Annotated in this window: 12 protein-coding genes; 5 read left to right on the top strand and 7 right to left on the bottom strand. The window is 50.1% G+C overall.

Translation table 11 applies throughout. The features are described from left to right. Positions 1–64 precede the first annotated feature (64 nt). The 6 genes from ACO6UY_RS11645 to ACO6UY_RS11620 all read right to left on the bottom strand — a co-directional run bounded on the left by ACO6UY_RS11645 (position 65) and on the right by ACO6UY_RS11620 (position 3,665). Positions 65–340, bottom strand: coding sequence for a DUF406 family protein (locus ACO6UY_RS11645; RefSeq protein WP_422450166.1), 276 nt, complete (start codon positions 338–340; stop codon positions 65–67). A 136-nt stretch (positions 341–476) separates the two neighbouring features. Next, complete coding sequence (locus ACO6UY_RS11640; RefSeq protein ID WP_422490002.1) at positions 477–1,538, bottom strand: hypothetical protein; 1,062 nt, start codon at positions 1,536–1,538, stop codon at positions 477–479. A gap of 232 nt (positions 1,539–1,770) precedes the next feature. Next, complete coding sequence (locus ACO6UY_RS11635; RefSeq protein ID WP_422450168.1) at positions 1,771–2,019, bottom strand: DTW domain-containing protein; 249 nt, start codon at positions 2,017–2,019, stop codon at positions 1,771–1,773. A 109-nt stretch (positions 2,020–2,128) separates the two neighbouring features. Then, positions 2,129–2,404, bottom strand: a complete 276-nt coding sequence (locus ACO6UY_RS11630; protein WP_422450169.1) for a DUF406 family protein — start codon at positions 2,402–2,404, stop codon at positions 2,129–2,131. A 101-nt stretch (positions 2,405–2,505) separates the two neighbouring features. Then, complete coding sequence (locus tag ACO6UY_RS11625) at positions 2,506–2,973, bottom strand: YjiG family protein (protein WP_422462373.1); 468 nt, start codon at positions 2,971–2,973, stop codon at positions 2,506–2,508. 2 nt (positions 2,974–2,975) lie between these two features. After that, positions 2,976–3,665: a nucleoside recognition domain-containing protein gene (locus ACO6UY_RS11620; protein WP_422462371.1), complete on the bottom strand. Its 690-nt coding sequence runs from the start codon at positions 3,663–3,665 to the stop codon at positions 2,976–2,978. A 420-nt stretch (positions 3,666–4,085) separates the two neighbouring features. Here ACO6UY_RS11620 and ppc point away from each other — a divergent pair, with 420 nt between their 5' ends. After that, positions 4,086–6,791, top strand: a complete 2,706-nt coding sequence (gene ppc / locus ACO6UY_RS11615) for a phosphoenolpyruvate carboxylase (protein ID WP_422490000.1) — start codon at positions 4,086–4,088, stop codon at positions 6,789–6,791. A 397-nt stretch (positions 6,792–7,188) separates the two neighbouring features. Here ppc and ACO6UY_RS11610 read toward each other — a convergent pair whose 3' ends face one another. Next, the gene (locus tag ACO6UY_RS11610) at positions 7,189–10,401 is read right to left on the bottom strand and encodes a hypothetical protein (RefSeq protein ID WP_422489999.1); all 3,213 of its coding nucleotides are present in this window, start codon (positions 10,399–10,401) and stop codon (positions 7,189–7,191) included. 368 nt (positions 10,402–10,769) lie between these two features. Here ACO6UY_RS11610 and ACO6UY_RS11605 point away from each other — a divergent pair, with 368 nt between their 5' ends. From ACO6UY_RS11605 to adk, 4 genes are all read left to right on the top strand, one after another. Next, the gene (locus ACO6UY_RS11605; RefSeq protein WP_269675439.1) at positions 10,770–10,985 is read left to right on the top strand and encodes a hypothetical protein; all 216 of its coding nucleotides are present in this window, start codon (positions 10,770–10,772) and stop codon (positions 10,983–10,985) included. Between the two features lie 11 nt (positions 10,986–10,996). Then, positions 10,997–11,230: a tautomerase family protein gene (locus ACO6UY_RS11600; RefSeq protein WP_163373103.1), complete on the top strand. Its 234-nt coding sequence runs from the start codon at positions 10,997–10,999 to the stop codon at positions 11,228–11,230. 108 nt (positions 11,231–11,338) lie between these two features. After that, positions 11,339–12,460 (top strand): beta-ketoacyl-ACP synthase III, encoded by a 1,122-nt coding sequence (locus tag ACO6UY_RS11595; RefSeq protein WP_101747767.1) that lies wholly within the window; start codon positions 11,339–11,341, stop codon positions 12,458–12,460. A 369-nt stretch (positions 12,461–12,829) separates the two neighbouring features. Then, positions 12,830–13,480 carry an adenylate kinase gene (gene adk / locus ACO6UY_RS11590; protein WP_422489996.1) on the top strand — a complete coding sequence of 217 codons (651 nt, stop codon included), beginning with the start codon at positions 12,830–12,832 and terminating at the stop codon, positions 13,478–13,480. Positions 13,481–13,566 lie beyond the last annotated feature (86 nt).

Raw genomic sequence — 13,566 nt, 5'->3', positions numbered from 1 at the left:
CGAGGTGGATAGCCAGCGAACAGTTTATACCATTCGCCCGGTGACTGTCTTTTTGGCTGGAGAATCAGGCGTTCTTCATCTGAAAAATCAGTTTTTCAGCGGTGCAGTCAAACTCAAACATGGCGCGAATCACGGTCTGACCGTGTTCATCAACGGTTTCAGCAGAGATTTTGCAGTTGCCGGAACCGATTTTTGCCGCCTCTTCTTTCAGGGCATCAAATCGTGATTCAGCATTGACGCCAGAAAGATCGATCGTCAATACGGTATCGTCTTCTTTAATAACGGTGCCAACTTCTACGCAGTTACAGGCAAGGCTTTCAAATGGATCTTTCTCATTCATGGCTACTACTCACAAAAATACAGTCGTCCAGACAAAAAAAGCCGGGAAGTCCCCAGCTTTTTTATTGTTGAATCTGGATCATAGCGTTGAATAAAGATTCACACCAGCAGATTCATGACAAACGTGTAGTGTATCATCAAGCCATCAAGGATTGATCACGTCTTTCTTGTTCTTGCCGCCTGGAAATTACATAAAACTGATCCGCTACTCCGACCCGGTAGAGTGCACTATGGCAGCGTTTGCAAAAAACAGCCAAATGACCCAGACATTCATATATGGATCTGTTTGATAAGGAAGATATGTCAATACCAGGTTGTTGCTTTCTTGTGAGGGCAATGCCTTCTAAGACATATTCATGAAATGGCTGGCCAACACCATTCCTGTCAAAATCACTGATTAGCTCTTTTAATGCACCATTTCTTTCTAAACGGTAGGGATTATCTTTAAGGTAGCTATAGATGTGATCAAAAAAGCTTTTTTCCTTTTTCGCAGTGTGGCTTGCATAAAACTCTCTTCTTTCATCCGAGAGCTTGGCAAAGTTAGCTGACTTATCGAGCTCCAGTTCGTTGCCGACAAACTTTTCTTCCAGTTGACGAAGATGGTGAGAATCAATGGGATACATTTCTAAAACTCGACCCAGATAACCAATCATTCCATCATCGTAAACAAGCGTGTCACCGATAAGATTTAAGGTTTCAATAGAACGCTTCTCTTCTGGTAGCAAGTATTGACGTAATCTCGCTGCACCATTGTAGTTTTCATCTTTCGTGTACGCGGTGGCGACCCAATCAAAAAAAATATCGAACATTTCAAAGTATGGATGGAACGCCTGCCAGTAAAAATCATCTCCGAAGATATCTTTTTCATAAGGGCATTTGTGAAAACTCAAATAATCATTGAATAATTCGAGAGTCCATCCGGAAGAGCGAGCTGGTACTTGCCCGGGAGTTGCTGCAGGAACCAAATCTGATGCAGTCTGATTTGCTGAATTGTTCGGAGGTAATTCTGTAACATGCCGACTGGACAGGGGCTGCTGCGCATAATCTGTACCGTAAGGGGGATTTTGTCCATCTCCGACCTGATGGAGTTGGCCATCGGTGTTGGTACTCCATGTTTCAGTCGCAGGTTCCACATTTTCTTCAGCTGCTAACTGATTGCTCCAGCGCGCAGGGCTGGTAAAGTTTAATGTACGATCCATGATCAAAACCTTTTTATTTGAGTGGTAGAAGGAAATCACTGCAACCAAGTCTGCAATTATGCTGCATAGTCGTATGGGTTAACTTGTGCCAAGCCTCAAGCATCATAAACCTCAGTCAGTTCAGGGTCTCAGCTTTACTTATCTTTAAACAAAAACAACTGGCAGATCGCCATCCCATAGCTAAAGCAATTAGGATAATACAAACATTCTTATTAGCGTCATGACAGAGGTGTTAGCAATACTGTACATTAAAGACAGCAAAACTGTTTCGCCTACACATAGCTGATCTAAAATCTTCACCCACCCATACCTCGCAATTACCGATGCCCAGCTCCAGAATGCGAGCCGTATTCAATGGGTGCCTGGACTCCCGGGGGTGCTGCAAAATAATTATATCCATGCAGGCGATTTCTTCTTTCAGCGCTGAACAGTAACACTGCGTTTCCGGGCGTTGGCATCGAGGGCATAGGGGTCTGGGCATGAGCGTTAATGTCTGGCTTATTTTCGGGAGGCCTGGCAAGGAGTGCGAGGTGGATAGCCAGCGAACAGTTTATACCATTCGCCCGGTGACTGTCTTTTTGGCTGGAGAATCAGGCGTTCTTCATCTGAAAAATCAGCTTTTCAGCGGTGCAGTCAAACTCAAACATGGCGTGAATCACTGTCTGGCCATGTTGATCAACGGTTTCAGCAGAGATTTTGCAGTTACCGGAACCGATTTTTGCCGCCTCTTCTTTCAGGGCATCAAATCGTGATTCAGCATTGACGCCAGAAAGATCGATCGTCAATACGGTATCGTCTTCTTTAATAATGGTGCCAACTTCTACGCAGTTACAGGCAAGGCTTTCAAATGGATCTTTCTCATTCATGGTAACTACCTTCACAAATATAAAGTCATCCAGACAAAAAAAGCCGGGGAAGTCCCCGGCTTTTTTATTGTTGAACCCGGATCATAGCGTTGAATAAAGATTCACACCAGCAGATTCATGACAAACATGGCCATCAGGGAGTTCAGGATGCAGATGCCAAACAGGACAGGGTAACGGCGACCCTCCGTCCCGATAACACCAAGAATACGTCCAGCGTATTGAATGGTGGAGCCCATCAGGTAGATAGCAGGTGCCAGAATGGCAATGTCGCGGGCGTGCAGGGCGCCTTCATTCAACAGGCCTACGGCAACACCAACGGCACCTCCCATGGACATAACCGCTGCCATCAGTACGGCAGCCCCTTCACCGGGTACTCCAAACAGCGCCATAACCGGGCCAAACACGGTGGCCAGAACTTTCAGAAAACCGGTCAGAGACAGAATCTTGATGATCACGAAGGCCATCATGATATTTGGGATAATGCTCCCGATACCAATGCCCCAACCCTTACGGGCGCCTTCAACAAAGACGTCAGTGATCATCTTTTTACTTTCAGGTGCAGCACTCATGATCAGTTAGCCTCCGCAGTGATTGCTTTTTCGCCGGATTTCTTGTCAATGGCCTTGAGGTAGAAACGCATAATGTTGGCACCGACGATTTTAAAGATAAACATTACCGCCAGGGCCAGACCAATAGAACCGGGAACGGCAGCGCCCGTGGTGTCAGACAGGGTGAACAGTATCGCACCGGAACCGAAGAAGTTGACGATCAGTGCACCTCCGGAGAACTGGAATGCAGTAAAGACATCTTTTTCTGTGTCAGTCAGTTCGCCTTCATCCGCCAGGGATTTGGTCAGGCCCGCACCCACGTCGGTGGACTGCAGACTGCCGATAATGGCCAGACCGGTTGAACCGGGAATACCCATCAGAGGACGAAGCAGGGGTGTCAGCATTTTACGGGCAGCTTTCAGCGCGCCATAGTGCTCAAGCACTGCAATCATACCCAGGGCGAACATGGCCGTTGGTACCAGACCCAGGGCAAACAAAAAACCATCGGCCGCACCGCTACCACCCACACCACGGAAAGCGGCCATGCCACCCGTGGCGTCTTTCATCAGCTTGCCAAAGCTGCCGTTAAGGGTGGTGAAGTCAAAGACACCGTACCACTCATTTGACTTCAGAAGTCCGGAAAAGAACACGACAGCAAATGCCAGTGTTATATAGGCTCCAATGGAGACCTTCTCCTGGTCATCAGTTTTCATTGTTTCCCCCTGGGATATTTACAAGCGTTGTAGAAATCAGAGTTAAAACTTGCATTGCCTGAGAGCTTATAAGTCTGCTGTGGAAGATAGAATCAGGGTTAGACGCAGTATTTCGTACTTTGGTTTCGGTTCTTACGAGGCAGTGTTCCCATGTCAGTGGACTTGCGCTTTGCTGATAAAAACGACGGTGTTTTACTGTGTTGAACATTGAAGAAATTGAAAGGGAACAGGGTGTTTTACTGTGAGGGTATGGTTTTTTTTGTGAGTAGGTGATTTCCCTTTTTTCTTACGTGTATCTGGTATAGGCTGCGCTTGGTTGTACTCATTTAACAAGTAAATTGTCGTGGGTTAATACGAGTCAGGCTTACCAAGACTTACAGAGGCAAAGTGGGCCGGAATAACATCGAAAGGCAAAGAGCTATGTCAGAAAAGCCAACAGAGAACCCATCGTCGCTGCGTCAAAATGTCAATATGCTGGGTACCTTGCTGGGTGACGTCATCCGCGACCACAAGGGAGAGGACTTCTTCAATAAAATCGAGGCTATTCGTCAGTTGTCCAAAGCGGCCCGCAGTGATGCCGAGAGTGATGACGGTCTGAATGAACAGCAGGCCCTGTTAGACCTGCTGCACAGCCTGCCTGATGATGAGCTGGTACCTGTGGTACGATCTTTCAGCCATTTCCTGAATCTCACCAATATTGCCGAGCAGTTCCACCTGGTATCCAGAGACTGTGAAACCAGCCACTGTGTTCCTGATCACTTCAGTGAATTGCTCAAGGCGCTGAAGCAGAAAGGTCTCAGCGATCAGCAGATTGCCGAGAAAGCATCAGAGCTGGATGTTGAGGTGGTACTGACTGCACACCCGACCGAAGTAACCCGTCGTACATTAATTCAGAAATATGAGCAGATATTCCAGTGCCTGAGTGACCTGGAAAACCAGTCGCTCAGTGATAACGAACAGCAGCGCATTGAACAGCGCATTCGCCAGCTGATTACTCAGGCCTGGCATACCTATGAGTTTCGGAGTAAACGACCAACACCAGTTGATGAGGCAAAAGGTGGCTTTGCCACCATTGAGCACTCCCTGTGGCATGCAGTGCCACAGTTTGTCCGTCAGATGGATGACCGCCTGCAAGCATTCACCGGTCACCGCTTGGCAATTGAGGCGGTACCCGTTCACTTTTCCTCCTGGATGGGGGGCGACCGGGATGGTAACCCGTTTGTAACATCTGAAGTGACCCGTGAAGTGTTGCTGCTCAGTCGCTGGATGGCGGCAGACCTGTTTTTAAGGGATCTGAAACCATTGATCAGTGAGCTTTCCATGAGCGATTGCAGTGATGAGCTGCGGGCGCTTGTGGGGGACTCTCGGGAACCTTACTGGTCTGTGTTAAAAGAGTTGCGGGAAAAACTGAGACATACCCGTCAGTGGTGTGAGCGAGGTCTGGCCAGACCCGGGGATGCACCGGCAACACCGACGGCGGGCGTTATGCTTGATAATGAAGATCTGATCAAGCCATTAAGATTGTGTTACGACTCTCTCCATGCCTGTGGCCTGGGGGTTATTGCCGATGGTCCTCTGCGGGACACCCTGAGAAGAGCGTACTGCTTTGGTCTGACGCTGATTAAACTGGATATTCGTCAGGAGTCTGGCCGTCATACTCAGGTGCTCAGCGAGCTGACCAAGGCCCTGGGTCTGGGGGATTATGAGCACTGGGAAGAACTGGAAAGACAGAGCTTCCTGCTGAAAGAGCTGCAAAACCCAAGACCTCTCTTGCCGAATACCAAAGGACCACTGAAGTGGTCGCCATCACCGGACGTGCAGGAGGTTTTAAACACCTGTCGTGTCATAGCCGCCGAGGGCTCCAGGGCACTGAACTGCTATGTGATTTCCATGGCCAAGCAGCCATCGGATGTATTGGCGGTGGCTCTACTGCTGAAAGAGTGTGGCGTGGATTTCGACATGCCCATTGCACCACTGTTTGAGACACTGGACGACCTCGACAACGCGGCGGAGTGTATTCGTCACCTGCTGTCATTACCCTGGTATCGCGGTTATTGCCACGGTGGTCAGATGGTGATGATTGGTTATTCTGATTCTGCCAAGGATGCGGGCTGGATGGCGGCTGGCTGGGCTCAGTACCGCGCCATGGAAGAGGTGTCGGCGGTATGCGCTGAGGCCGATGTCCGGTTGACCTTGTTCCATGGCCGTGGCGGTACCATTGGCCGTGGTGGTGGCCCGGCCCATGCGGCGATTCTTTCCCAGCCTCCGGGGTCGGTCAATAACCGCCTGAGGGTGACTGAGCAGGGGGAAATGATCCGCTTTAAGTTTGGCTTCCCACAAGTAGCCGTCCAGAGTCTGATGCTGTATGCCAGCGCCACACTGGAAGCAACCCTGTTGCCACCGCCAGTGCCAAAGCAGGAATGGCGTGAGGTAATGGATCAGTTGTCAGCGGATTCCGTGAAGGTGTACCGGGGCATTGTTCGTGAAGAGCCTGACTTCGTACCTTACTTCCGGGCCGTAACGCCGGAAATGGAGCTGGGTAAATTGCCGCTTGGCTCCCGTCCCGCCAAGAGGAAACCCAATGGTGGCGTGGAAAGTCTGCGGGCTATTCCATGGATTTTTGCCTGGACACAGATTCGCCTGATGCTGCCAACCTGGCTGGGCTGTGGCGGAGCGCTGGAGAATGCGGTCAACAATGGCAACCGGGATGTGCTGGAAGCAATGATGACCGACTGGCCGTTCTTTAAGGCACGTCTGGAAATGCTGGAGATGGTCTTCACCAAGACCGATGCCCAGCTGGCCCGGTATTATGAAGATCAGCTGGTGCCTGATCATCTGCGCTACCTGGGCGAAAAACTCAGACGTATGCTGTCGTCTGCCATCGAAGTGCTGCTGGATCTTAAAGAGGGGGATGAGCTGATGTCATCACACCCGCAGAACAAAGAAGCCATTGGCCTGCGTAACCCTTACACGGATCCTCTGAACTTCCTTCAGGCTGAGTTGCTGCAGCGGGTTCGCTCCCATGAAAAGGTGGCGGGAGAGGATGCGGAAGTGGGCGAGGAGCTGGAACAGGCATTGATGATCACCATTGCCGGTATTGCGGCAGGTATGCGGAATACTGGCTAATTGAGAGTGTGCCGCAGTCATATTAAGGAATTGTCTCGGAATAAATACCGCCTTTGACTGAGGACTTGTTAAGGTCGCTAGTACATGGTTTCAATGAATTTGACGAGTTGTCGTGCCTCCGCACTCCGTTCGTCCTGAGGCTGTCGAAGGACCCATAGGGCCTAAAGGCGGAAACTCCGGACTCTGATAGATCGTGCCAAGCACCCTTCGACTCCGCTCAGGGTGAACGGAGATTGTACACGTCAAACTCATTTAAACCATGTACTAGCCGCTAACTACAAAAGCACAGGCGGCCTGTCTCTTGCGGGCAGCGCTTACTGAAATCTCGAAGTTATTTCAGGACTGTTCCTTAGCGGCAGCTGGGTCGTTATCGTGGTAGCAGGCGTCATGGTTAAACTCACCGTGCCGCCTTTTTTTGTTGCTGCTGGTCGTTCGGCTTCATCCGATAGACGACCCTTCCGTCATATTCATCAGACACCACCTTTAGTCCTCGTTCATTCAGTATCCGGGCACCGGCGCAGTCCGGCTGCCGAAATATTTTTTCAAGCTCGGACTGCGGCGGCGTACCGATTGCGGGCAGGATACCCTTCTGTTGTAACCGCTCAATCTCTGATTGCATGCCGTGGCGGGTGGCAGGTGATAGCAAGGACATTGTGTGGTTCAGTTCATCCGCTGCCACGATAATTTTTTCTGTCAGGGTCATATTTTCAGGTAATTCAATCTGTCTCAGTTCCTGCTCATTGTGCAGCTTTCGGTAGGCACCGGCTGAGCCGGTTTTCGGGTCCCAGCAATCGGGGAGAGGCAGGTTGTCCGAGCGTTTGGGGTGATCGGTCAGGCAGGGTTTGATGCCCGCTTTCGCTGCCATCACCAGCCGAACCAGATCATCCAGGCTGTCGCGCATGCACTGCTGCGGATCAGATGCCTGTTCAATCATCAATCGCCGTTTGGTGTTATCCACCGGCAATCGGTATTTCGTGGTGAACGGGTTGGCGTCTTTGTGGTGCCAGCCCCCGGTAATGCAGGCCAGATGCCTGAAGCTCACCAGTGCTGCCCGGATCAGCCGGGTAAACTCTGGTTTATTGACCACGCGCAGTAGCTCAATGGCTTCCGGGTTAAAGTAGCGGTTCTCTCCGGGCTCTGCAAAACCCGGCGTCAGTCGGATCGCGGGAAAATCCTCCCGGCAGGGGATGACCCGGACGATATCGACGATATCACCAAAGCGCAGCACCTGACGAAGCAGTAATTCGTCTGCGGAGCATTGCTGGTCACTGGTGAAAGGAGCCCTGACCGGCTGCATCTGGTTGCTGTTTTTATTTTTCAGGGCACTGGATACTAACCCGATCAGTTCATCCGGGTAGTGATGCAAACTCTGCATATCACGCTGGAACAGTTCAGCGGCACGACGCTCTTCCACATCTTTATGCTCATCTTCAGCAACTGCGTCGTGGTATAGCTCGGCAATGGGCAGTAATTCCTGCAGCAGGGGCTGGTTTTTCAGCAGTTCCTTAAATGGCGCATGAATGTCAGGCAATACCTCCACAAGAAACTCGGTCGCCAGCTGGGTTCGCAGGGCGTGATCCAGGCCGTGAACTTTGCGGGAGCGGGGTTTGCCCCCTTCCAGTATGACTTTTGCTACGGTGGGATGGAGGTTCTGGTAATAATGCCAACCCGCTACCCGGGTGATGGCAGGATAGTGGTCAATACGGTCAAGCTCACTTTGCACAAAGTTCGGTGGGGCGGTCAGAAATTTGTCGAGCCATTCGCTCTGGCCGGTTTCCTTATCAGGCAACCGGATAACGCAGAAATTATTTACCTTGGGTTCTTGGTGAAAAATCTTTAAGCAGCTGAATAATGGATTGTTTGACAGTGGGATAGTGGTCATGTAGCGAAAATGCTCGATTAACTGCTCATCGTTAAACCGCTGCGGCGATAAGCCATTTTGCAGGTAATCCAGCAATTTTTGCCCGTCAGCATTTTTGTTCAGATAAAACTGGTGGTATATTTTTTCGCCGATCAGTTCCCGGCACAGATTTTCAACCCAGTCGGCTCCGGTGGATACCGATTGACGGGCCAAAACTTTTTTCAGATTGTCTATAAACGTAGCCAGAGTATTCGGGATTCCCTCAGGGGGTGCCATTTGCCCCGGCTTTACCTCTGTATAGAAGCGTTCCGTATAAACCATCTTGTTGCAGCTAATCTGCCACAGGATCTCGTGGCGGATAATCCTGAATTCATCCCGGGTCAACAAACTCTCCTGGCAGAAATACCTGGCTGCCAGTAACAGCCATAGGCTACCGGTCACGTTAGAAAGATGCTTTTTTTGAAAGTCGACCCTGGTTCCATGGACAATCAGAAGACAGACGACTAATGGGTTACGATTGGAGTAATGATCACAATGACCTTGCAACAATATTGGGACAAATAACCTGTTAAGCAATGCCTTCCTGCAAGTCTGCGCTTGCTTGCCAAGCTTCGATTTTGTCTCCTGCCAACGATCTCCGTATAAATCCATATCCAGGAAAATGCAGTTTCCCCGGTCTTTGAAGTCTCTTAAATCACTTGCAGGGAAAAAGGACGTACTAATCAATTTTTCCAATAACTGCACAGGTAGATTGACATTAAGTAACCGGGCATTTTCTATCGCTTCCAGTAATTCGGGTAAGCTACATAATATGTCCCCGGTAGATAATATTTTTATCAGGTCCAGATTTTTTTCTGCCTCTGCTACGGGTTTGATACTTTCCGGAATATTGATCAGTAGCTGCAAAAAACGATCAACACCGGACTGCACCAGCACCTTGAACAGCGTGATAGCCTGCCCCATGGTTTGAGCATATTTCGAGAATGTTCTGGCGTTTGCCGAAATCGCCTCTATTTCATGGCGCTGCAGTTTGAGCGGCGGGAATAGCACACCCCGCTCGCTATCGTATACCGACAGCCGTAAAGGTTGGCGAAATTCCCCAGCGGCACTGGCGTCATCTCCCAGTTCCAGCAGTAAAATGTTTTGCATCATATCTGCGACCCGGTCAAACGCAGCTTCCCGGTTAAAGTCGAGAAGATATCCGCAGTGCATCAGACCCAGATTAATGCGGCAAATAATTTCCGGGTAGGTTTTTTCGATGTTTTGCCTGCTGGATAACTGATGCAGCAGGTAACCTGTGCTGTCAATACGCCCGGAGGTTTTGGTATCAGGGAAGATGGTTTTGCTCTGCCAATATTTTTCTTCCATCTTGATGTTCAGCGTTACGTAATCCGTGATTTTTTTTATCGGTTTGGAATGTGTTTTGTTCGGCTGAAAATCTCCTTGAGCATCGGTAAAGGCATCATGTTTATAGGCCCATGCCAGCTCAACCTCATTCCTCTCTATTGGTCCCAACATGGTCACTACCCATGATTCCCCACTGAATACCTGCTCTTCACCATGTTTAGTTAAGGGGTTGTTGCATTGGGGACTTAACCGGGTAACCGGCTTTGTTTCCCAGCCGAGCCATTTGCCCTTGCGTGCATCAACAGCCCGAACCATTAATCTGCCATCCTTGAATAAGCTGACAATATCATCAGCCGGGCGAGAACCGGGCGCAGGAGTCTGATTAACTGAAGATATAGTCATAAGGTGATTATAAATTTATGTTTATTGGTTATTGTTGGATTTAATAACTATCAAATAGTTCCTCTATTCCTTTTTCAGCCTGTCCCATCGGTACATTTGGCGAAGTGTGCTTCCTGAACCTAGGAGCCTGTCCGAGAATAGACTGCCCTACGCGGCAACTGCTCCTGCGTTGCTCTAGCTCCTGCATCCATGCAGTCATGCAGTCGTGCGGTGGCAGCAAATTGGTCTAAAAATTCCGTTTTGTTCGGCAAATAGCCCCGCTATTCACCTCACAAAACGGAATTTTTATCCTCAATTTTCTGCCATCCTCGCTACGGGGTCGCCTAGACGGGCGCTATTCTCGGACAGCCTCCTAGTCCGGAGCTGTTATGTCGCAATTTAATATCCTTAATCTACCCAAACCTTTTTACCTGATCTTTTTTATCAAGTTATGGGGGCGCTTTGGTTACGGCCTTCAGGCTCTGTTATTACTGTACCAGGTGCGTCAGCTGGGAATGGAGGATGACCACGCATTTATTACCTTTGGTGCTTTCAGTGCCTGTGGTGAAAATGAGCTAATCTGTGAAGGTCGGTATTTATTGTGAGGTGAGTGCTTATGCCGTTTGTCTCTGTGAAAACGGTCAAGGGGCTGTTTAATGAAATCCAGAAGCAGGAAGTGATGGATGGAATCTCTAAGCTGCTGGTGGAGGTTGCAGCAGGTGGTGAAGATCGTTTTCAGCAGGCGGTCTGGGTGGTCATTGAAGAGGAGGAGCCCGGAAACTGGAGTCTTGGGGGGAATAGCCCGGAGCTGGAGGCATCAAGACAAAAGCGGGGAACCGGCAAGCCCTGACGCCAGAAACGATAATTTCATAAGGTTGGTTACTTATTGGTTCCCTTGGTAATTACCCTGCTATAAGATGCGAAAAATAAAAGACAATAAGCATGTGATGGAGTGATTGTGCCGGAAGTCGTGATCAGTGGTACCGGGTTATATACCCCGCCGGGGGCCATCAGTAATGATGAGCTGGTCAATGCATTCAATGCCTGGGTCGACCAGCAGAATGAAAACAACAAAGAGGCCATAGCTGCCGGTGAATTGGAACCGCTGGCCAGAAGCAGTAGTGAGTTTATTGAAAAAGCCTCCGGAATTGTTAGCCGCTACGTGGTTAACCGGGAAGGCGTTCTGGATCCGCAGAGAATGGTTCCACGAATTCCCGAGCGTGGCAATGAGGACATCTCTGTCCAGTGCGAAATGGCACTCCATGCTGCCAGAGGGGCTCTTGCCCAGGCCCGGGTAGAGCCATCCGGCGTGGATATGATTATTGTCGCCTGTTCCAATATGCAGCGCCCTTACCCGGCCATTGCCGTTGAGATTCAGCAGTTTCTCGGTGGCGGTGGTTATGGTTATGACATGAACGTCGCCTGTTCTTCGGCTACCTTTGGTATCCAGGCTGGCGTCGACGCTATTCGCAGCGGGTCTGCAAAACGGGTATTGATGGTGAACCCGGAAATTTGTTCGGGTCATCTGAACTTCCGTGACCGGGACAGTCACTTTATTTTTGGTGATGCCTGTACTGCCGTATTGCTGGAAAGTGAAGATATTGCCAGACGGAAAGATGGCTACCGGGTACTCGGCTGTCACCTGTGGACTCAGTTCTCCAATAATATCCGTAACAACTTTGGCTTTCTGAATCGTGCGGATGAAACCGGTGTCGGCAAGCCCGACAAACTGTTTGTCCAGAATGGCCGGAAAGTCTTTAAAGAAGTTTGTCCACAGGTGGTGAAGCATATTTCTGATCACCTTGAGTCTCTTGCACTTACCCCCGGAGATTTGAGCCGTCTATGGCTGCATCAGGCAAACTTGAATATGAACCAACTGGTGGCGCGCAAGCTGCTGGGCCGTGAGCCGGAGCCCCGGGAAGCGCCGGTGATTCTCAATGAGTACGCTAATACCAGTTCAGCCGGTTCGATCATTGCCTTTCATAAACACTCGCTGGATCTGACATCGGGGGATAAAGGGGTTATTTGCTCTTTCGGGGCAGGTTACTCCATCGGTAGTGTGGTGGTTGAAAAGCAGTAATTTTCATATTGGTTCCTGGTACATGGTTACAATGAGTTTGACGGGCTGTCGTGCCTCCGTACTCCGTTCGTCCTGAGCTTGTCGAAGGACCCATAGGGCCTAAAGGCGGAAACTCCGGACTTTGATAGATCGTGCCAAGCACCCTTCGGCTCCGCTCAGGGTGAACGGAGATTTTACACGTCAAACTCACTTCAACCATGTACCTGGCCCAGGTGATAAGTCCAAACTTGTCACCGGGCTTCCGGCTGTATATGCTTGTCCGCTTTTTATTGAATACGTCAATAAATTTGTCACATTCCAAGCCAGACGATGTCTCTATAATACGATCTCTTGCCGCAGAGAACGGATGGCTGGCAACAGGAGCTTTTCATGCGCGTTATTCTGCTGGGTGCACCGGGCGCCGGTAAAGGGACTCAGGCTCAATTTATCATGGAGGAGTATGGTATTCCCCAGATCTCTACCGGGGATATGCTGCGGGCTGCGATCAAGAACGGCACTGAGCTGGGCAACAGGGTCAAGGCCGTCATGGATTCCGGGGCGCTGGTTTCTGACGACATCATCATTGCCCTGGTCAAGGAGCGTATTGCTGAGAGTGATTGCGCCAACGGTTTCCTGTTTGATGGCTTCCCACGCACCATTCCCCAGGCAGAAGCCCTGAGTGATGCCGGTGTTGCCATTGACCACGTTGTGGAAATCGCTGTTGATGATGAAGAAATCGTCAAGCGCATGAGTGGCCGTCGCGTGCACCCGGAAAGTGGCCGTACTTACCATGTGGTCTTTAATCCACCCAGAGAAGAGGGTAAGGATGATGTGACCGGTGAAGCCCTGGTGCAACGCGCAGACGATGAAGAAGAGACGGTACGCAAGCGTCTGGGGGTCTACCATGATCAGACTGCGCCATTGGTTGAGTTCTATCAGCAAGTGGGTGGCGATACCCGTTACAGCCGCATTGAAGGTGTCGGCTCTGTTGATGAAATCAAACAGCAGGTGCTGGACGCGCTGAAGCCTGTTCTCGCCTGAGTGAGATAGTTGCCTGATGTTGTTGCCCGGGCAATAACTGTTGATCAAAACAAAAGTCGGGGGTGTGAGAAAGCGCCACCGGCTTT

It is taken from the genome of Endozoicomonas sp. ALE010 (genome assembly GCF_049310165.1).
Classification (GTDB): domain Bacteria; phylum Pseudomonadota; class Gammaproteobacteria; order Pseudomonadales; family Endozoicomonadaceae; genus Endozoicomonas.
Note: the sequence above shows the minus strand (reverse complement) of the source record. Positions and strands in the feature narration are given on the sequence as shown.